17 protein-coding genes and 1 pseudogene are annotated in these 19,269 nt (G+C 73.7%); 10 read left to right on the forward strand and 8 right to left on the reverse strand.

What is annotated here, in order from left to right; genetic code table 11:
* Positions 1-31 precede the first annotated feature (31 nt).
* The 8 genes from AC3CF1_RS30285 to AC3CF1_RS30320 are packed head-to-tail and all read left to right on the forward strand — an operon-like array spanning position 32 to position 8,701.
* The gene (locus AC3CF1_RS30285) at positions 32-1,723 is read left to right on the forward strand and encodes an HAD-IIIA family hydrolase (RefSeq protein ID WP_488451804.1); all 1,692 of its coding nucleotides are present in this window, start codon (positions 32-34) and stop codon (positions 1,721-1,723) included.
* Complete coding sequence (locus AC3CF1_RS30290) at positions 1,720-2,694, forward strand: glycosyltransferase (protein WP_488451805.1); 975 nt, start codon at positions 1,720-1,722, stop codon at positions 2,692-2,694. The genes AC3CF1_RS30285 and AC3CF1_RS30290 overlap by 4 nt, the downstream gene beginning before the upstream one ends.
* Positions 2,679-3,896: a glycosyltransferase gene (locus tag AC3CF1_RS30295; RefSeq protein WP_088947330.1), complete on the forward strand. Its 1,218-nt coding sequence runs from the start codon at positions 2,679-2,681 to the stop codon at positions 3,894-3,896. Before AC3CF1_RS30290 ends, AC3CF1_RS30295 begins: the two co-directional genes overlap by 16 nt.
* Entirely contained in the window at positions 3,893-4,597 is a 705-nt protein-coding gene (locus tag AC3CF1_RS30300) for a D-sedoheptulose-7-phosphate isomerase (protein ID WP_354980629.1), read from the forward strand. Before AC3CF1_RS30295 ends, AC3CF1_RS30300 begins: the two co-directional genes overlap by 4 nt.
* Positions 4,598-4,613: 16 nt before the next feature.
* Positions 4,614-6,086, forward strand: a complete 1,473-nt coding sequence (locus AC3CF1_RS30305; protein ID WP_354980551.1) for a PfkB family carbohydrate kinase — start codon at positions 4,614-4,616, stop codon at positions 6,084-6,086.
* The gene (locus AC3CF1_RS30310) at positions 6,083-6,784 is read left to right on the forward strand and encodes an SDR family oxidoreductase (RefSeq protein WP_099852115.1); all 702 of its coding nucleotides are present in this window, start codon (positions 6,083-6,085) and stop codon (positions 6,782-6,784) included. The genes AC3CF1_RS30305 and AC3CF1_RS30310 overlap by 4 nt, the downstream gene beginning before the upstream one ends.
* A complete protein-coding gene (locus AC3CF1_RS30315; protein ID WP_488451806.1) occupies positions 6,781-7,734 on the forward strand; it encodes a glycosyltransferase family 9 protein in 954 nt (317 codons plus the stop codon). The genes AC3CF1_RS30310 and AC3CF1_RS30315 overlap by 4 nt, the downstream gene beginning before the upstream one ends.
* Complete coding sequence (locus tag AC3CF1_RS30320; RefSeq protein ID WP_088947334.1) at positions 7,718-8,701, forward strand: DNA topoisomerase IB; 984 nt, start codon at positions 7,718-7,720, stop codon at positions 8,699-8,701. Before AC3CF1_RS30315 ends, AC3CF1_RS30320 begins: the two co-directional genes overlap by 17 nt.
* A 152-nt stretch (positions 8,702-8,853) precedes the next feature.
* On the opposite strand, the gene AC3CF1_RS30325 is transcribed toward AC3CF1_RS30320, so the two are convergent.
* Both AC3CF1_RS30325 and AC3CF1_RS30330 read right to left on the reverse strand, forming a co-directional pair.
* Positions 8,854-9,888 carry a helix-turn-helix domain-containing protein gene (locus AC3CF1_RS30325; RefSeq protein ID WP_354980553.1) on the reverse strand — a complete coding sequence of 345 codons (1,035 nt, stop codon included), beginning with the start codon at positions 9,886-9,888 and terminating at the stop codon, positions 8,854-8,856.
* 9 nt (positions 9,889-9,897) lie between these two features.
* The gene (locus AC3CF1_RS30330) at positions 9,898-10,659 is read right to left on the reverse strand and encodes a TetR/AcrR family transcriptional regulator (protein ID WP_355162195.1); all 762 of its coding nucleotides are present in this window, start codon (positions 10,657-10,659) and stop codon (positions 9,898-9,900) included.
* A gap of 82 nt (positions 10,660-10,741) precedes the next feature.
* Here AC3CF1_RS30330 and AC3CF1_RS30335 point away from each other — a divergent pair.
* Positions 10,742-12,253 (forward strand): annotated as a pseudogene (locus tag AC3CF1_RS30335) (MFS transporter); the annotation flags it as partial.
* A 211-nt stretch (positions 12,254-12,464) separates the two neighbouring features.
* Here the strand turns inward: AC3CF1_RS30335 and AC3CF1_RS30340 are convergent.
* From AC3CF1_RS30340 to AC3CF1_RS30355, 4 genes are all read right to left on the reverse strand, one after another.
* Complete coding sequence (locus AC3CF1_RS30340) at positions 12,465-12,968, reverse strand: hypothetical protein (protein WP_141908760.1); 504 nt, start codon at positions 12,966-12,968, stop codon at positions 12,465-12,467.
* An 88-nt stretch (positions 12,969-13,056) separates the two neighbouring features.
* Positions 13,057-14,688 (reverse strand): RecQ family ATP-dependent DNA helicase, encoded by a 1,632-nt coding sequence (locus AC3CF1_RS30345; RefSeq protein ID WP_354980555.1) that lies wholly within the window; start codon positions 14,686-14,688, stop codon positions 13,057-13,059.
* A 94-nt stretch (positions 14,689-14,782) separates the two neighbouring features.
* Positions 14,783-15,733, reverse strand: coding sequence for a TIGR03557 family F420-dependent LLM class oxidoreductase (locus AC3CF1_RS30350; RefSeq protein ID WP_210793098.1), 951 nt, complete (start codon positions 15,731-15,733; stop codon positions 14,783-14,785).
* Between the two features lie 109 nt (positions 15,734-15,842).
* Positions 15,843-15,968, reverse strand: a complete 126-nt coding sequence (locus AC3CF1_RS30355; RefSeq protein ID WP_255421242.1) for a hypothetical protein — start codon at positions 15,966-15,968, stop codon at positions 15,843-15,845.
* Between the two features lie 216 nt (positions 15,969-16,184).
* Between AC3CF1_RS30355 and AC3CF1_RS30360 the strand changes: the two genes are divergently transcribed.
* Positions 16,185-17,675: a glycoside hydrolase family 3 protein gene (locus AC3CF1_RS30360; protein ID WP_488451807.1), complete on the forward strand. Its 1,491-nt coding sequence runs from the start codon at positions 16,185-16,187 to the stop codon at positions 17,673-17,675.
* A 14-nt stretch (positions 17,676-17,689) separates the two neighbouring features.
* Here the strand turns inward: AC3CF1_RS30360 and AC3CF1_RS30365 are convergent, their stop codons facing one another.
* Both AC3CF1_RS30365 and AC3CF1_RS30370 read right to left on the reverse strand, forming a co-directional pair.
* Positions 17,690-17,977, reverse strand: coding sequence for a GNAT family N-acetyltransferase (locus tag AC3CF1_RS30365; protein ID WP_141908764.1), 288 nt, complete (start codon positions 17,975-17,977; stop codon positions 17,690-17,692).
* Positions 17,974-19,200 (reverse strand): cysteine desulfurase-like protein, encoded by a 1,227-nt coding sequence (locus AC3CF1_RS30370; protein WP_488451808.1) that lies wholly within the window; start codon positions 19,198-19,200, stop codon positions 17,974-17,976. Before AC3CF1_RS30370 ends, AC3CF1_RS30365 begins: the two co-directional genes overlap by 4 nt.
* Positions 19,201-19,269 lie beyond the last annotated feature (69 nt).

Raw genomic sequence — 19,269 nt, forward strand, 5'->3', positions numbered from 1 at the left:
TACTCCTCGGGGCGCAGGGAACCCGCCGGCTGTGCGACAGGACCAGGAGGATCCGTATCAGCGCAGGTCAGACCCGGTTTACGCCGCTGCTGACCGCGCCGGTTCCGCCGGGTCCACTCGCACAACTGTCGGAAGCCCTCGGCCCGTCCTGTACGACGCGGTGCTGCTGGACCGCGACGGCACCCTGATCGAGGACGTGCCGTACAACGGCGACCCGGAGAAGGTGCGGCCGGTGCCGGGGGCGCGGGCGGCGCTGGACCGGCTGCGGGCGGCCGGCCTGCGCCTGGCGGTCGTGACGAACCAGTCGGGGCTGGCCCGGGGCTACTTCACCGGGGAGCAGATGCGGGCCGTGCACGCCCGCGTCGAGGAGTTGCTGGGTCGGTTCGACGCGTGGCTGGTCTGCCCGCACGACGACGCCGACGGCTGCGACTGCCGCAAGCCGGCGCCCGGCCTTGTGTACGCCGCCGCTCGGGAACTGGGCACCACCGCGTCCAGGTGTGTGCTGGTGGGCGACATCGGGCGGGACGTCGGTGCCGCCCTGGCTGCGGGGGCGGCAGGGGTGCTGGTGCCGACCCCGGTGACCCGACCGGAGGAGATCGCGGCCGCCGGGTGGGTGGCCACCGACCTGCCGGCGGCGGTGGACGAGATCCTGCGCCGTCAACAGGCCGTACGACCGGCGACCCCGACCGGTGACCCGGTGCGCACGGCGCTCGTGGTCCGGTCGGACTCGGCCGGGGACGTGCTGGTCACCGGGCCGGCGATCCGCGCCGTCGCGGCGGGGGCGCAGCGGGTGGTGCTGCTGTGCGGGCCGCGTGGCCGCGCCGCCGCCGACCTGCTGCCCGGCGTCGACGAGATCATCGAGCACCCGCTGCCCTGGATCGACCCCACGCCGGGGCCGGTCGACCCGGAGGCGGTGCGGAGCCTCACCGCCCGCCTCACCGCGCTCGGCGCGGACCAGGCGGTGGTGTTCACCTCGTTCCACCAGTCCGCCCTGCCGCTGGCGCTGCTGCTGCGGATGGCGGGTGTCGGCCGGATCGCGGCGATCAGCGACGACTACCCGGGCTCGCTGCTGGACGTCCGGCACCGGGTGCCGGTGGGCGTCCCCGAACCGGAACGTGCCCTGTCCCTCGCCGCCGCCGCCGGTCACCGGCTGCCCGACGGCGACGAACCTGTGCTCCGCCTTCGCCGGGACGCCGTGCCGCCGCGCCCGGCCGACCTCGGCGACCCGGGGTACGTGGTGCTGCACCCGGGCTCGGCCGCGTCGAGCCGGGCCTGCCCGCCCGAGGTGGCGACCCGGATCGCCGGGGCGCTGACCGCCGCCGGGCATCGGGTGCTGGTCACCGGCAGCTCCGACGAGCGTGACGTCACCGCCCGGGTCGCGGCGGCCGGCGGCACCGACCTGGGTGGGCGAACCGATCTGGCCGGGCTGGCCGGGATCGTGGCGGACGCCAGCGCGGTAGTGGTCGGCAACACCGGGCCCGCACACCTGGCCGCAGCGAGCGGAGTGCCGGTGGTGAGTCTCTTCGCGCCGACCGTCCCGTTCGGTCAGTGGGGGCCGTACCGGGTGCCCACCGTTCGGCTCGGCGACGCCGCCGCGCCCTGCCGGGACACCCGTGCCGCCAGCTGCCCGGTCCCCGGGCACCCCTGCCTCAGTGGCATCGACCCGGACCAGGTGGTCGACGCGCTGCGGACGCTCGGCGTCGGTGGTGGTGGCGGCCGATGAACATCCTGCTCTGGCACGTGCACGGCTCGTGGACCACGTCGTTCGTGCACGGCAGCCATCGCTACCTGATCCCCACCACACCCGACCGCGGCCCCTACGGCCTCGGCCGGGCCCGCACCTACCCCTGGCCGGACAGCGCGGTCGAGGTCGCCCCGGAGGACCTGCCGGGCGCCGACATCGACCTGGTCATCCTGCAACGGCCGGAGGAGATCGACCGGGCCGAGGCGTGGCTGCGCCGCCGCCCCGGCCGCGACCTCCCGGCGATCTACGTCGAACACAACACCCCGAAGGGCGACGTGCCCAACACGCGGCACCCCATGGCCGACCGCGACGACCTGCTCATCGCCCACGTCACCGGGTTCAACCAGATCTTCTGGGACACCGGCGCCACCCGCACCACAGTGGTCGACCACGGCATCGTCGCCCCCACCGTCTCCTACACCGGCGAACTCGACCGGCTCGCCGTGGTGATCAACGAGCCGATCCGGCGAGGGCGGGTCACCGGCACCGACCTGCTGCCCCAGTTCGCCGAGATCGCGCCGCTGGACGTTTTCGGCATGGGCGTCGCCGGCCTGGCCGACCACCTCGGGCTGCCCGCCGACCGGCTCACCAGCCACGACGACGTACCCCAGCACCGGATGCACGCCGAGCTGGCCCGGCGGCGCGCGTATCTGCACCTGTGCCGGTGGACCTCGCTCGGGCTCAGCCTCATCGAGGCGATGGCCATCGGCATGCCGATCGTCGCGCTCGCCACCACCGAGGCGGTGATGGCGGTACCCCCCGAGGCGGGCGCCCTCGCCACCCGGACGGACACCCTGCTCGACGCCGCCCGCCGGTTCATCGCCGAACCGGCGACCGCGCGCCAGGCCGGCGCGGCGGCACGAACGGCCGCACGCGACAGGTACGGCCTCGACCGTTTCCTCGCTGACTGGGACCGGCTGCTGGAGGAGGAAGTATGCGGATCGCGATGATCTCGGAGCACGCCAGCCCGCTCGCCGTCCTCGGAGGGGAGGACGCCGGCGGCCAGAACACGCACGTCGCGGAGCTGTCCGCCGCGCTCGCCGCCGCCGGGCACGAGGTACGGGTCTACACCCGGAGGGACGCGCCCGACCTGCCGGTGACCGTCCGCAGCCCGGACGGGTACGACGTGGTGCACGTCTCCGCCGGGCCGGCCGAGCCGGTGGCCAAGGACGCGCTGCTGCCGCACATGCGGGAGTTCAGTGCCTGGCTGATCGAGCGCTGGCGGGGCGGGGACTGGGTGCCCGAGGTGATCCACGCGCACTTCTGGATGAGCGGCCTGGCGGCGCTGACCGCCGGCCGGCAGACCGGGGTGCCGGTGGTGCAGACGTACCACGCGTTGGGCACTGTGAAGCGCCGCTACCAGGGCGTGCAGGACACCAGCCCGGCGCGCCGGGTGTCCTACGAGCGCGAGCTGGGCCGCTCGGTGGACCGGATCGTCGCCCAGTGCCGTGACGAGGTGGGCGAACTGGTCCGGATGGGCGTGCCCCGGTCCCGGATGACCGTCGTGCCCTCCGGAGTCAACCTCGCCACGTTCGCCCCGCTCGGGCCGGCCGCCGACCGCGAGCCGGGTCGGGCCCGGATCCTGACCGTGGGCCGACTGGTCGAACGCAAGGGCTTCCAGACCGTGGTCCGTGCGATGGCCCTGGTCCCGGACGCCGAGTGCGTGGTGGTCGGCGGCCCGCCCGAGGGGCTGCTGGAGACCGACCCGTACGCCCGGCGGCTTCGGGCACTGGCCGAGTCGTGCGGGGTGGCCGACCGGGTGCACCTGGTCGGCGCGGTGCCCCGGGAGGAGATGGGCCGCTGGTACCGCTCGGCGGACCTGCTGGTCGCCGCACCCTGGTACGAGCCGTTCGGGTTGACCCCGCTGGAGGCGATGGCCTGTGGGGTGCCGGTTGTCGGCACCGCCGTCGGCGGCATCCGGGACACCGTCGTCGACGGGACGACCGGTGACCTCGTGCCGGCGCGGGACCCGCAGGCGCTGGCCGCCGCGATCCAGGGGTTGCTCGACGACCGGATCAGGCGCTTCGCGTACGCGACGGCGGCGCGCGAGCGGGCCCGGACGCGGTACTCGTGGGCGGCAACCGCCGAGCGGCTGGTCGAGGTCTACAGCGAGGTGGCCGCCGTGCGTCGCCCGACCCGGGTGGTGGCCTGATGCCGGCGGGAAGCCTGCTCGACACCCACCTGACGAACCTCGCCGCGGCGCTGGTGTCGTACCGGCGGTGTGAGTCCCAGCTGGCCCGCTGGGGTGCGGACCTGGCCCACCGGCTGGCCGGCGGGGGTCGTCTGCTGGTGGCCGGCAACGGCGGTAGTGCCGCCGAGGCCCAGCACCTCACCGCCGAGCTGGTCGGCAAGCTGCACCACGACCGGCAGCCGTTGTCCGCGATCGCGCTGCACGCCGAGACGAGCGCGCTCACCGCCATCGCCAACGACTACGGCTACACCGACGTCTACGCCCGCCAGGTGCGCGCGCATGGTCGTCCCGGTGACGTCCTGCTGCTGCTGAGCACCAGCGGCAGCAGCGCCAACCTGATCACCGCCGCGCTGGCCGCCCGGGAGGCCGGCCTGACGAGCTGGGCGCTCACCGGGACGACGCCCAATCCCCTCGCAGACGCCTGTGACGAGGTGCTGGCTGTCGCGTCCCCCGACACCCAGGTCGTCCAGGAGCTGCACCTCGTGACCAGCCACCTGCTCTGTGAGTACCTCGAACAGGAACTGCCCGCCGCCCTGGCCGCGGTCGCCGACCCGGCGGCGGTCCACCACGACCCGACCGAGCCCGCTCCGCCGGCCCGGTCGGTGCGTACCGGGGTCGAAGTGGTGCTCGACGGTGGGACCGGACAGCAGGTCGACGCGTGAGGATGAGGAGGCAAGCGTGAGAGGACCCGTGGTGGTGCTCGGCGACACCCTGCTCGACCGGGACGTGGAAGGGGTGGTGAACCGGCTCTGCCCGGACTCCCCGGTGCCCGTGCTCGACGAGACCGTGGCCACCGACCGACCCGGTGGCGCCGGTCTGGCGGCGGTGTTCGCCGCCGCGCAGGGCGCCGAGGTGGTGCTGGTGACCGCGCTCGCCGACGACGCCGGCGGAGCCCGACTGAGCACGCTGCTCGCCGCCGCCGGTGTGCAGGTGTATCCCCTGGCTCTCTCCGGCGCGACGCCGGAGAAGATCCGGCTACGGGCTCGGGGCCGGGTGCTGCTGCGCCACGACCGCGGCGGCGCGTCCGGGGAGCCGGGTCAGCCCTCCGACGAGGTGCTGCGGGTGATCGCCGGAGCGTCGGCGGTGCTGGTCAGCGACTACGGCCGGGGGGTGGCCCGGCAGCCCGCGCTTCGTGACGCGTTGGCCGCGACCCGCGCGCCGGTGGTGTGGGACCCGCATCCGCGCGGTCCGGCGGCGGTGCCCGGCGTCCACCTCGCCACCCCGAACGAGTCGGAGGTGCGGGAGCTGGTTCCCGCACTGCCCGGTGCCTCCCGGCTGGCCACCGCTTCGCGTGGTGCGCAGGGGCTCCGCCGGCGCTGGCGGGCCGGCGCGGTCGCGGTGACGCTGGGCGGTGACGGCGCGCTGCTCTGCCACGCCGGGTCGACGCCGCTGGTGGTGCCGACGCCCGGCAGCGCGGAGGGGGACACCTGCGGAGCCGGCGACCGCTTCGCGGCCGCTGCCAGCCTCGCGTTGGCTCAGGGCGCCCTGGTCTCCGAGGCGGTGCAGGCGGCGGTCGCCGAGGCGTCCCGGTTCGTGGCGGGTGGAGGAGTGGCCGCGGCGCTTCCGGCGGCGAACGCGAGGAGGGGGTCCGGGTTGCGATCCGCGCAGTCGCGAACGAGGGGTGGCCCTGCGAACGCCACTCTGGTCAGCCCCGGTGGGGACCGGGTCGGAGTCGCGGCGGTCGCCACGCTCCTGGGTGAGGTACGGGCCGCAGGTGGCACGGTGGTGGCGACCGGTGGTTGCTTCGACCTGCTGCACGCCGGGCACGTGGCCACCCTGGAGGCCGCCCGGCAGCTCGGCGACTGCCTGATCGTCTGCCTGAACTCCGACGCCAGCGTGGCCGGGTTGAAGGGCCCGGAGCGGCCGGTGATGTCCGAGGGTGACCGCAGTCGGCTGCTGGCTGCTCTGAGCTGTGTCGACGCGGTCCTCGTCTTCGACGAGCCGACCCCGGACGCGGCGCTGTCCTGGATACGGCCTGACGTCTGGGTCAAGGGTGGCGACTACGCCACCGGCGGCGGTGACGCCTCGGCCGCCCTGCCGGAGGCGGAGGTTCTGCGCCGGTGGGGCGGAAACACGGTTGTGGTGCCCTATCTGGACGGTCGTTCCACCACCGACATGATCGTCCGGACGCTCGCGGAGCGGGTCCGATGACCGCCACGCGGCCCGGAGCTGGGCCCACCGTCCTGGTCACCGGCGGAGCGAGCGGGCTCGGCGCGGCGGTGGTCGCGGCGGTGGCCGCGTCCGGTGGCCGACCGATCGTGCTGGACCGGCAGCCGCCGGCCGACGGGGTGTCCTGGACCGAGTGCGACCTGGCCGACACGCGGGCCGCCGAGGTGGCCACCCAGCACCTCGCCGAGCAGGCCGGCGGCCTGGACGCGGTGGTGACCGCGGCCGGTACGGACGTGCCGGGTCGACTCGCCGACGTGCCGGGGGAGACCTGGGACCGGATCGTCGCGGTGGACCTGCTGGCCACGGCGGCGGTGATCCGGGCCGCGCTGCCTTTCCTGCTGACGTCCCGGGGGCGCATCGTCACTGTCGCCTCCACCCTGGGCGTCAAGGCGGTCAGCGACGCCACCGCGTACTGCGCGGCCAAGTTCGGCGTGGTCGGCTTCACCCGCGCCCTCGCCGCCGAGCTCGCCGGGCAGGTCGGTGTCACGCTGCTGATCCCGGGCGGGATGCGCACCGCGTTCTTCGACGAGCGCGACCCGCAGTACAAGCCGGGGCCGGACGCGATCCTCAACGATCCCGCCGACACCGCCGCCGCCGTGATGTTCGCGCTCAACCAGCCGCCCGGCTGCGCGGTTCGCGAGCTGGTGGTCTGCGCCGAGCAGGAGACGTCGTACCCGTGATCCTCGTGCTGCGCGCCCTCGGCGTCGGTGACCTGGTCACCGCCGTGCCCGCGCTGCGGGCGCTGCGGGCCGCGCACCCGTCCCGGGAGCTGGCGCTCGCCGCGCCCGCCTGGTTGGCACCGCTGGTCGACCTGGTCGGCGGCGTCGACCGGCTGGTGGACACGGCCGGGCTGGACCGGCCCATCCGGGTCGGGGCGGCCCCGCAGGTCGCGGTCAACCTGCACGGGCGCGGCCCGCAGTCGCACCGGTTGCTCGCGGCCACCCGGCCGGGCCGGCTGTTCGCCTTCGCCAACCCGGAGGCTGACCACACCGACGGTCCGCGGTGGTCCGCCGACGAGCACGAGGTGGACCGGTGGTGCCGGCTGCTGTCCTGGTACGACATCGCGGCCGACCGCTCCGATCTTGACCTGCGGCGGCCCGGGGCGGCCGGGTTGCCCACGGGTGTAACAGTGCTGCATCCCGGCAGCAAAGTCCCCGCCAAGCGGTGGCCCGCCGAGCGGTTCGCCGCGCTGGCCCGGGCGCTCAGCGAGCAGGGGCACCGGGTGCTGCTCACCGGCTCGGCCGACGAGGGGGCACTGGCAGGACGGGTGGCCGAGGCGGCCGGCCTGCCGTCCGATGCCGTGCTGGCCGGCCGCACCGATCTCGGCGCGCTCGCCACGCTGGTGGCGCACGCCCGGCTGGTGGTCAGCGGGGACACCGGGGTCGCCCACCTGGCCACCGCGTACGGCACCGCCTCGGTCGTGCTCTTCGGGCCGGTCCCGCCGGCGCACTGGGGGCCGCCACCGGACCGGCCCCGGCACCGGGTGCTCTGGGCTGGCGACGGGGATTGGCCCAGGTGGGACGGGGTAGGAAGCCACCCGACGATGGCGGCCCTGCGTCTCGACGCGGTGCTGGCCGCCGTGGCTGAGGTGGAAAGGCTGGTGCGTGTCTCCGGTGCGGTTGCGGCGTAGCGACCCGGGTCGACCGGGGTACGGGCGGCGTCGACGTGGACGGGGCTGGGCCTTCGTCGACCCGGCCGGCGATCCCGTCCGTGACCCGGAGGTCCTGGCCCGGCTGCGGGAGCTGGTCATTCCTCCGGCCTGGCAGAACGTCTGGATCTCGCCGTACGCGAACGGGCACATCCAGGCGATCGGGATCGACGCGGCCGGGCGCAAGCAGTACGTCTACCACCCCCGGTGGCGGGAGAAGCAGGACGAGGCGAAGTTCGACCACATGCTGGAGGTGGCACGCCGGCTGCCGGTGCTGCGCGAGCGGGTGGGGCGTGACCTGGACGGCCGAGGGCTGGGCCGGGACCGGGTGCTGGCGACGGTGGCCCGACTGCTGGACATGGGGATGTTCCGGGTCGGCAGCGACCAGTACGCGGCCGGCGACGACCCGACGTACGGGGTGTCCACCCTGCGTCCCGAGCATGCCCGGTCCCGGGGCGGCTGCGTGGTCTTCGTGTTCCCCGCGAAGGGTGGCATCGAGCAGGTACGCCGGATCGAGGACCCCGAGCTGTGCCAGGTGCTGGTCAATCTGCGCCGTCGTCGGCGGTGGGCGGACCGGCTGTTCGGCTACTGGGACGGCCGGGAGTGGCGCGACGTGCGCAGCGACGAGGTCAACGGGTACCTGCGTGACGCCAGCGGCGGAGAGATGACCGCGAAGGACTTCCGCACCTGGCACGCCACAGTGCTCGCCGCCACCGAGTTGGCGACCGTCGGCCCGGCCCGCTCGGTCACCGCCCGGCGCAAGGCGGTGGTCGCGGTGATGCGCGAGGTGGCCGAGCTGCTGGGCAACACCCCGACGGTGGCGCGGACGTCCTACGTGGATCCGCGGGTCGTTGACCTGTACCACGACGGGGTGGTGGCGTCGGTGGACCCGCAGGCGCCACGCGAGGAGGCCGAGCGGGTGGTCCTGGAGCTGCTGGAGAAGACCTGACCGGCCCCGCCAACGATCCTGGGGGGAGGTGGCGGGACCGGGGCCTCAGGCATGAGGAGTGCACCGGGCGGCCGCCCGCCGCGTTTTCGCGGCGGGCGCCGCGCCACGGCCCCCGTTGGCGGCCCACCGATCGAACGGTGGACGCGCTGGTGTCAGTCTGCCGGCAGTGAGTTGACCGTTGATGCCGGCCGGTTGACGATCCGCGCCGGATGCGAGCCGCCGTCGCGGTGTTCCTGCGGGCTCACCCCGTATGCCGCCCGGAACGCCCGGCTGAAATGAGCTTTGTCGGAAAACCCCCAACGCGCCGCGATGGTCTGTACGGGTTGGTTGCGCAGCGCCGGGTCGGACAGGTCACGCCGGCACCGGGCCAGTCGCAGACCCCGGACGTACGACGCCACTGTGGTGTGCTCGGCCTCGAACAGCCGGTGCAGCGACCGCACCGAGATGTGGTGGGCGTCGGCGAGGACCTGTGGGCTGAGCGTCGCGTCACCGAGGTGCCGGTGGACGTACGCCTGCACCTGGGTGAGCAGCGCCCGTCGGCGGACCTCGGTGGGCACGGCGTCCTCGGCGACCAGGTGCCGGCCGAGCATGGTGGTGGCCAGGTCCAGTCCCACGGTGCCGAGCCGGCTGGCGTCGGCGGCATGGTACTGCTCGGGATGCCCGGTCACCTGCAACAGGAACTGCGCCAGCAGCGCCCCGATGCCCTCGCTGCCGGACATCCGACCGCCGTAGAGCGCGGCCATCCGCTGCGGCGGCAACGGCAGCGCGGCGTGCGGGATCAACGTGATGATCGAGCTCGCCTGGTCCCGCTCCGGCTCGGTCGCGTGGTGGCAGACGTCGTGCGGTCGGGACCCGTCGTAGAAGGTGAACTCGCCGGCCAGGATCTCGCTGCGGCGACCGTCCTGGCTGGACGTGCCGATGCCGCCGGTGGTGAGGGCGAGGATGTACAGCTCCGGGTCGGACTGGCGGACCAGCTTGCGGGTGCGGGTGGCGTCCAGTGACGGGTACTGGTATTCCACCAGCTGGATCGGGCCCAGCTCGATGAAGTCGGCGCGGGCGGCGAAGTCGTCGGCGTGCGCGGACTGGATGCGCAGCGGCGCGGAGGTGCGCGCGACGAGGTCGAGCCACATCCCGAACCGCTCGCCCGGGGGCAGGACCGTGGTGTCGATGGTGTCTCTCGGCAGCATCCGGTTCCCTCAGCTGGCTCGGCGCTGGATCAGGGCCTCGACGCCGTCGAGGATCCGGTCCAGGCCGAAGGCGAACTCGTCGTCGGGGTCGTCGTCCTGGGTGAGCACGCCGGCGGTCAACACGCGGTGCAGCGCCGGAAAGCGGGTCGGGTCGATGAGTCGGGCCACCGTCCGACCGTACGCCGGCATCATCTCGCTGGGCGCGAGGCCGGCGGCCTTGCTGCCCTCGGCCACCTGCGACGTGAGGGTGGCCTCGTTGCGGACGTACCCGGTGAGCAGCAGCAGCACGGACATCTTCTCGCCCTCACCGAGGGCGGTGCCGTCGAGGCAGCGCAGCCCGTCCTCCATCCAGCCGAGCTGCTGCGGGGTGATCGGCGGGCCGGTGATCGGCACGTGCAGCAACCAGGCGCGGTGCCGCAGCACCCTGTGCTCGGCCCAGGCCCACCGGGTCAGGCCGGCGCGCCAGTCGGTCTCCGGCGGAGGCGGTCCCGGCGACGGGCCGTAGCCGGTGTCCACCATGAGCATCAGCAGCTCGTCCTTCGAGCCGACGTAGCGGTAGAGGGCCATGGTGGCGGCGCCCAGCTCCTTGGCGACCCGGCTCATGGAGACGGCTGCCAGCCCGTCGGCGTCGGCCACCCGTACGGCGGCGTCCACGATGGCCGGCACGCTCATCCCCGGCCGGGGGCCCTTGGGTGGTCGTTCCCGCAGCCCCCAGGCGCTCTCGATGGAGGCCGGGATCGCCGGCCCGCTGTCGTCCGTTTGTGCCGCCACATTTCCTCCTTGCCTCGCCATCCTAGTTCTGCGTATGGTCTACGCATAACAGCGTACGACATACGCAGAAGGGGGACTGGTCATGATGGCGACGACCACACCGGCACCACGGGCGGGCCGACGGGAGTGGATCGGGTTCACGGTGCTGATGCTGCCGCTGCTCCTGGTCTCGATGGACGTGTCGGTGCTCTACTTCGCCGTCCCGTTCATCAGCGAGGAGCTGCGCCCCACGGCCACCCAGCAGCTCTGGATCTTCGACATCTACGGCTTCGTGCTGGCCGGGCTGCTCATCACCATGGGTGCTCTGGGCGACCGGATCGGCCGACGCCGGCTCCTGCTGATCGGCGCCGCCGCTTTCGGGGCGGCGTCGCTGCTGGCCGCGTACGCCGACAGCGCCGCGACGCTGATCGCCGCGCGCGCCGTGCTCGGCATCGGTGGGGCCACCCTGATGCCGTCCACGCTCGCCCTGGTGCGCAACCTGTTCCACGACGCCAAGCAGCGGGGCACGGCCATCGGCATCTGGACCGCCACTCTCACCGGCGGCATCGCGCTCGGCCCGGTGCTCAGCGGCATCCTGCTGGAGCACTTCTGGTGGGGCTCGATCTTCCTGATCAACATCCCGGCGATGCTGATGCTGCTCCTGCTCGCCCCGGTCCTCGTGCCGGAGTCACGCAACCCGGCCACCGGGCGGTTCGACCTGTTCAGCGCCGCGCTCTCCCTCGGCGCGCTGCTGCCGGTGATCTACGGCATCAAGGAGATGGCCCGCGACGGCCTCAGCCCGGCGCGGGTGCTCGCCATCGTCGCCGGCCTGCTGATGGGTGCGCTGTTCCTGCACCGGCAGCGGACCCGGGCGTACCCGATGATCGACCTCGCGTTGTTCCGTCGCCGCGGCTTCGCCGGCTCGCTCGCGGTCAACCTGCTGGCGATGTTCGCGCTGGTCGGCTTCGCCATCTTCACCACCCAGCACCTCCAGCTGGTGCTCGGCCTGAGCCCGCTGCGAGCGGCACTGTGGAGCCTGGTGCCGTCGCTGGCTGTGGGCGGTGTGGCGCCGGCCGCCGCCGCGCTCGCCCAGCGCGTCGAGCGGGCGTACCTGATCGGAGCGGGGTTCGGGATCGCCGTGCTCGGCTTCGCGGTGCTGACCCGTGTCACGCCGGAGTCGCCGCTGTGGCTGCTGCTCGTCGGCGCCAGTGTCTACGCCGGTGGCCTGGTGATGGTGATGTCGCTCGTCACCGAGCTGGTCCTCGGCGCGGCGCCGCCCGAGCAGGCCGGAGTCGCGTCGGCGCTGACCGAGTCCAGCAGTGAGCTGGGCGGCGCGCTGGGAATGGCGATCCTCGGCAGCGTGGGCGCGGCGGTCTACCGGCGCGAGATCCTCAACGGACTGCCGGCGGGGTTGCCCGCCGACAGTGGTGACGCTGCCCGGGAGACCCTGGGCGGCGCGCTCGCGGTGGCCCAGGAGTTGCCGGCGGATCTCGCCGACGCGGTGCTGCACGCCGCCCGGGTCGCGTTCACCGACGGGCTGCACCTCGCGGCGGTCGCCGCCATGGTGGCGATGGTGCTGGGCGCGGTCGCCGCGCTGGTCACGCTGCGCGGCGCCCAGCCGGCGACCCGACCGCGGCGCTCCCGAGCGACCCGACGCCGACCGCGCTGCCGGCGCCGGCCGAGGCGTAGCCGCCCCAAATGATCGACTCGGTTTCCCGGAAGTCGGGGCGTCCCGAACGCGGGGATGCCACGGTTTCCAGGAAACCGAGTCGATCAACGTGGCGCACCACGGGCGGTCGCGCCACCAGGGTGGCTGCTCGGGGGCGTCAGTCGTTGAGCACGTGCGCGAGCCGGTCGCGGAAGCGCCGCTCGGAGTCGCTGACAGACTCGCCTCCGATGCCCAGCAGCCCACCGCTGGACGCGGCGCCCACGACCTGCTCGGCGATCTTCACGAGCCAGTGCTTGTACGCACCGGCCTCGCCCTCGTCGACCCGGGCGGCCAGCAGCGCGGAGGCCTCGCCGGCGCGCAGCAGCACGTCGTCGATCATGGCCTTCGGGTCGGCGGGCGCGATGACCGGCAGCTCCGCACCGGTCTCCGGGTCACCGACCCGGGTCACGATCTCGCCGGCCACCGCCGCGACCAGCGGGCTGGCCGACTCCCGGCCGGCGGCGATGGTCTCCAGGCCGGCAGCGGTCTCCGCCATGGTCCGGCGGGTGCCGTCGGACTCGGCGGCGCTCGCCGCGGTCAGAACCGACTGCGGCAGGCCGACCAGCAACCCCCACTCCCCGTCGGAGAAACCGAAACCGGTGTACGCCGGCTGCTCGATCACGGCAATGCCCCTTCCGCCCTGCTCTGCTTGGTCACTCGGTGCTTCGCTTGGTCGATCAACGGGCCCGACAACGGGAGCCCGGGTCAGGCTAGTCCAGGGTCAACAGGCCCTGTTCGGACACCACGCGCACCGACAACGTCTTGTACCCGACCTCATCGAAGAGAACCGTCATCTTGTCCTCCTCGTAGGAGAGCACCATGCCGCGCCCCCACTCCGGGTGACGCACCTGGCTGTGCACCGGGAACGGCCCGACCGCACCCTGGTCGGCCACGCTGGTGCCGTTGTGGCAGTTGTCGCAGTGGCCGCACACCTGCGTCATCTGCTCGCCGAAGTAGGCCAGCAGCGTCTGCCCCCGACAGGCGGTGGTCTCGGCGAAGGCCCGCATCATGTCCGTGCGGGACCGGGTCACCGTCTGCTGGCGTTCCGCCTCGGCCAGTGCCGCCGCGGCGGCGTCCGCCGGGGCGGGGGAGTAGCGGGGAGCGCCGATGCGCTGCCGTGCGCGGGGCTCGGCGGCGCCGATCTGCTCCAGCAGGGAGAGGTACTGGCCCAGCTTGCGCGGCCCGAGGCCGGTGGTCTCGCGCAGCTCGGTCTTGGTGGCCGGCTTGCGGCGCAGCAGCGCGGCCAGGTCGCGCAGCTCGTCGACGTCGGGCAGGCCGCCGCTGAAGAACCGCTGCAGGCCCACGTCCTCGGCCTGCCAGAGCAGCAGCACCCGGGCCGGTTGCCCGTCGCGACCTGCCCGACCGATCTCCTGGAAGTAGCTGTCCGGTGAGTCGGGCAGCGCCATGTGCGCCACCCAGGCGATGTTCGGCTTGTCGATGCCCATGCCGAACGCCGACGTCGCCACCATGATGGGAACCTGGTCGGCGAGGAACGCCTCGTGCAGCTCGGAACGCGCGCCCGCCGCCATTCCACCGTGGTAGAACTGCGCCGGGAAGCCGGCTTCGGTCAACCGGGTGGCCAGTTCCTCGGCGGCGCGGCGGGTCGGGACGTAGATGATCCCCGGCCGCTCGTCGTCGCTCAGCAGCGCGACCAGTCGCCGCCACCGGTAGTCCTCGGTCGGGCAGTGCGCGACCTCGAGGAACAGGTTCGACCGGTCCAGCCCGGAGACCACGACCTCCGGGTCGCGCAGCCGCAGCCGGGCGATGATGTCGTCGCGTACCGGAGGGGAGGCGGTGGCGGTCAGCGCGACCACCGGCGGCCGACCGATGCCGTCGATGAGGTGCCCGAGCGCCAGGTAGTCGGGGCGGAAGTCGTGCCCCCACGCCGAGATGCAGTGCGCCTCGTCGATCGCCACCAGCGCCGGCTTCAGATCGGCGACCTCGGCCATCCGGTCCGGGTTGCTGAGCTGTTCCGGGGTGATGAACAGGAACTCCGCCCGGCCCTCGCGGATCTCGGTGATCGCCTCCGCCTGCTGGGTCGGCGACTCGTTCGAGCTGATCCGCACCGCCCGCAACTCCGGGCGCTGCCGCTCGTTGAGGGAGGCGATCTGGTCCTGCTGGAGGGCCAGCAGTGGGGAGATCACCACGGTGGGGCCGGGGATCAGGCTGGCCGGAATCTGGTAGATCGCCGACTTGCCGGCCCCGGTGGGCAACACCACCAGGGCGTCACGTCGCTTCATGACCGCGCGCATGGCGGCCAGCTGGTTGGGCCTCAGCGCCTTCCAGCCGAAAAGGCTGCGGGCCGCGCGGCGCAACGTCATCGAATGCGTGGACAGTTTCATCGAGGGCCGGAGGTACCCGGGCCCATGACCGCCGAAACGCATTCGGGCGATCATGGGCGGGGCATCGGCAATGTCGGCTCGTCTGATCCGGGGCTCAGCGCAGGCGGGGCAGGACCTCGCGCTGGTACAGGTCGAACAGGCCCTGGTAGTGCGGGCCGGTGTTGGCCACGTAGACCTCGTCGAAACCGGCCTTGGCGTACTTGTCGATCATTTCCAGGTGCGCGTCGACGCTGTTGCCGCAGACGAACGCGTCCCTGACCATCTCCGGCTTGACCAGCTCGGCGGCCTGCTCGAAGTGGCGCGGTGAGGGAAGCACCTGGGACAGCTCGCCCGGCACCCCCGCGTTCGGCCAGCGCTCGTACGCGATGCGCATGCCCTCGTCCTCGCTGTCCGCGTACGCCGCCTTGAAGCCGGCCTGGCACGGCTTGTCGCCGCCGCCGTTCTCGCGGAAGCGCCGGACCATCTCGCCGTCGGGCATGGTGCTCACGTAGCCGTCGCCGATCCGGGCGGCCAGGTCGATGGACTTCGGCCCGAAGCCGGAGACGTAGATCGGCGGGGGAGTGTCGGGCAGCGTGTAGATCCGGGCCTGCTCGACGGTGTAGTGCTTGCCGTGGTGGCTGACGAAGCCGCCGGCCCACAGCGCGCGCAGCACCTCGACGGCCTCCTCCAGCATCTCCAGGCGGACGTCGGCCTGGGGCCAGGCGTCACCGAAGATGTGCTCGTTGAGCGCCTCGCCGGTGCCGACGCCGAGCACGAACCGCCCGCCGTGCAGCACCGCGCTGGTCGCCGCCGCCTGCGCGATCACGGCCGGGTGGATCCGCACGGTCGGGCAGGTCACCGCAGTGGTCACCGGGAGCGAGCAGACCTGGCTGAGCGCGCCGATCATCGACCAGACGAACGGGCTCTGGCCCTGCGCGTCCACCCACGGGTGGTAGTGGTCGGAGATCCACAGCGCCTCGAAGCCGGCCCGTTCGGCACCGCGCGCCTGCTCCAGCAGCTCGGCTGGCGTGAACTCCTCACTGGACAGAAAGTATCCGATCTTCATCGTTTCCCCTTCGGCGCGCGAACCTGCTGATGGGGAATGCCGTACCCCGGTCGCGGTCGGCCACACGCGGCTCGCCGGGCCCGGATCGGGGCGGGGCGGGGCGGGGCGCTCAGCGTCGACCGAACATCGCCCGGATCGCGGCGAGCAGCAGCAGCGCGCCGACCACCAGGCCGAGCAGGCGTACGCCGGGGATGTCGGCCGGGCTCGTCGCGTCGGCCAGCAGGGCGGGGTCCATCCCCGCACTCTCCCGGGGAGCGGGCCGCCAGGCAACTGTAAGGTTTATTGACTATTGAATCGCCCGGTGTGACCATGGCATGACCGCCTGCCGGTGGCGGTGCGCCGAGGGCGCGCGAGAGATGGGGTACGGGGGCCGCATGAGCGAGCGCGACCAGTGGTCTGACGGGGGCGCACCGACGCCGGTGCTGGAGACAGACCGTCCTGAGGTGGCGGTGTGACCGGGTCCGCCGGGCATCTCCCGGCGCTCGCCTCCGCCGTCCTGCAACCCGGGTTCGTCGGCACCACCCCGCCGCCGTGGGTGTGTCGCTGGCTCGGTGAGGGCCTCGGCGCGGTGGTGCTGTTCGCCCGCAACGTCGTCGACCCCGCGCAGGTGGCGGCACTCACCGCGACGCTGCGCGCGGAGCGGCCGGACGTCATCGTGGCGATCGACGAGGAGGCCGGCGACGTCACCCGACTCGAGTCGGTGCACGGCAGCACCCGGCCTGGGAACTTCGCCCTCGGCGCCGTCGACGACCCGGCCCTGACCGAGGCGGTCGCCCGGGACCTCGGCGTCGAGCTGGCTGCGGCGGGGGTCACCCTCAACTACGCCCCGGACGCCGACGTCAACTCCAACCCGGAGAACCCGGTGATCGGCGTGCGGTCCTTCGGCGCCGACCCGGCGCTGGTCGCCCGGCACACCGCCGCCTGGGTACGCGGCCTCCAGGCCGGCGGTGTCGCGGCCTGCGCCAAGCACTTTCCCGGCCACGGCGACACCCGCGTCGACTCACACCATGACCTGCCCCGCATCACCGCCGACCGGGCCCGGCTGGACGCCTGCGAGCTGGCCCCGTTCCGGGCCGCCGTGGCCGCCGGGGTGCAGGCGGTGATGACCGGCCACCTGCTGGTGCCGGCTCTGGATCCGGACCTGCCGGCCACGCTGAGTCAGCGCATCCTGGGTGGGCTGCTCCGCGACGAGATGGGCTTCTCCGGCGTGGTGGTGACCGACGCGGTGGAGATGCGCGCGGTCGCCGACCGCTACGGCTTCGCCGGGGCGACGGTTCGCGCCCTCGCCGCCGGAGCCGACGCGATCTGCGTCGGTGGCGAACGGGCCGACGAGCAGGCGGTGCGCGAGCTGCGCGACGCCATCGTGGCTGCGGTCGTCTCCGGTGAGCTGCCCGAGGAACGACTCGCCGAGGCGGCCAAGCGGGTCGGGCAACTCGCCGCCTGGACGATGGCCGCCCGCTCCGCCGGGTCGGCCGGAGTGCGCGGCGCCGCCGACGTCGGGCTGGTCGCCGCCCGCAGGGCCGTTCGGGTCACCACCGCCCGGGCCGCGGCCGGTGCGCTGCCGTTGACCCGCGCTGCGCACGTCGTCGAGTTCGAGCCGCTGCGCAACATCGCCATCGGCGCGGAGACCCCGTGGGGCATCGGCGCGCCACTGGGCGAGCTGCTGCCCGGCACCAGCACGGTCCGCTACGCCGAGCCCGACGTGCCGGCCGATCCGGGCGCCGGGGCCGGCACCCGCCCACTGGTCCTGGTGGTCCGCGACCTGCACCGGCACCACTGGATGCGCTCCGCCGTGCAACGCGCGCTGGCCGCCCGCCCGGACGCGGTAGTGGTCGAGCTGGGCGTGCCGGAGCTGGTGACCGGGTCGGTGCACCTGGCCACCCACGGCGCGACCCGGGCCAGTGGCTGGGCCGCCGCCGAGGTGCTGACCGGCACCCGCTGAGCCGACCGTCCCGCCTACGGCAGGTCGGCGACCAGGTCGGCGTATTCGGGGTGCTTGTCGATGAACGCGGCCATGAAGGAGCACTGCGGCACCACGGTGCCACCCCGGGCGCGGACCTCGTCCAGGGTGCCCCGGATCAACGCACCGCCCACGCCCTTGCCCTGGAAACCCCGGTCCACCTCGGTGTGGGTGAAGACCAGGACCTCCCCGCGCATCACGTACGCGGTGAAGCCGGCCAACGCGTCGTCGACCAGGATCTCGAAGCGGTGCTTCGCCGGGTTGTCCTCGACCAGGGTGCTCATCCGGCCATTCTCCCCGTGCTGCCGGTCAGCGCGTCGAGTTCGCCGAGCAACCGGTCCACCTCGTCGGCCGTGTTGTAGTGGTAGATGCTGGCCCGCACCGCGCCGCCGCTGTCCCGCAGACCCATCATCTGGAAGTACTCGTAGGCGTAGTAGTCGCCGACCGACAGGCAGAACCCGGCGGCGCCCAACGCCTCCTGGGTGGCAGCCGGCGACATCCCGACGACCCGGAACGACACCGTCGGGCAGCGCCGGGCCGGCGAGCCGTACACGGTGACCGCCGGCCGCTCCGCCAACCCGGCGAGCAACCGGTCCAGCAGCGCCTCCTCGTGCGCCTGGGCGGCGGCCAGACCGGTCCGCAGCCGCGCCCGCCGGTCCCCGACCGCGTCCGGGTCCAGCCCGGCCAGGTGATCGACCGCCGCGGTCACCCCGGCCAGCAGCGGGAAACTCGGCGTGCCGTACTCGAACCGGTCCGGCACCGCGTCGGAGGACGGCACCAGCTTCGCCGGGTGTAGTGCCGCCCAGCGGGCCGGGTCGGCCACCATCGCCGCCAGGTGCGGCCCGGACCACTTGTACGCGCTGGTCACCAGCACGTCGGCGCCGAGTGAGGTCAGGTCGGTCGGCCCGTGCGGAACGGAGTGCACCCCGTCGACGTGTACGAGCGCGCCGACGGCGTGCGCGATCTTGGCGATCGTCGGCACGTCCGGCATGGTGCCGATGGCGTTGCTGCCGGCGGTCACCGCGACCAGCCGGGTCCGCTCGCCGACCAGGTCGGCGTACTGGGCGGCGGGCAGTTCGCCGGTGTGCCGGTCGACCTCCGCCCAGCGCACCGTCGCACCAGCCGCCTCGGCGGCCTGCACCCACGGCCGGATGTTGGCGTCGTGGTCGAGCCGGGACACCACCACCTCGTCACCCGGGCGCCAGGTTGCGCCGAGCGTGCGGGCCAGGGTGTACGTCAGCGCGGTGGCACTCGGGCCGAGCACCACCCCGGTCGGGTCGGCACCCAGCAGGTCGGCCACCGCCGAGCGGGCCTCGGCCACCAGTTCCAACGACCGGCGGCCCGGTACGTTGGCGGCGCTGCGGTTGCCGACCGCCGCGCGCATGGCGTCGGCGACCGCGTCGATCACACCGGCGGCGGTCTGGGTGCCCCCGGCCCCGTCGAAGTGGACGAAGCCCTCGGTCAGGGCGGGGTACGCGGCCCGGGTGCGGGCGATGTCGAACGGCATGTCCCGGACCCTAGCCGGTGCTCCCGCGACCCCGTCCGGCCACCGGGTGATCACCGATCGACTGTGACA

The sequence above is a fragment of the Micromonospora sp. MGP-C2 genome (assembly GCF_057766525.1).

Bases quoted from the DNA above. Each gene is read 5' to 3' on its own strand.
- AC3CF1_RS30310 (WP_099852115.1), top strand. From the start codon at position 6,083: ATGACCGCCACGCGGCCCGGAGCTGGGCCCACCGTCCTGGTCACCGGC.
- AC3CF1_RS30290 (WP_488451805.1), top strand. From the start codon at position 1,720: ATGAACATCCTGCTCTGGCACGTGCACGGCTCGTGGACCACGTCGTTC.
- AC3CF1_RS30325 (WP_354980553.1), bottom strand. From the start codon at position 9,888: ATGCTGCCGAGAGACACCATCGACACCACGGTCCTGCCCCCGGGCGAG.
- AC3CF1_RS30355 (WP_255421242.1), bottom strand. From the start codon at position 15,968: ATGGACCCCGCCCTGCTGGCCGACGCGACGAGCCCGGCCGACATCCCC.
- AC3CF1_RS30370 (WP_488451808.1), bottom strand. From the start codon at position 19,200: ATGCCGTTCGACATCGCCCGCACCCGGGCCGCGTACCCCGCCCTGACC.
- AC3CF1_RS30350 (WP_210793098.1), bottom strand. From the start codon at position 15,733: ATGAAGATCGGATACTTTCTGTCCAGTGAGGAGTTCACGCCAGCCGAG.
- AC3CF1_RS30345 (WP_354980555.1), bottom strand. From the start codon at position 14,688: ATGAAACTGTCCACGCATTCGATGACGTTGCGCCGCGCGGCCCGCAGC.
- AC3CF1_RS30365 (WP_141908764.1), bottom strand. From the start codon at position 17,977: ATGAGCACCCTGGTCGAGGACAACCCGGCGAAGCACCGCTTCGAGATC.
- AC3CF1_RS30295 (WP_088947330.1), top strand. From the start codon at position 2,679: ATGCGGATCGCGATGATCTCGGAGCACGCCAGCCCGCTCGCCGTCCTC.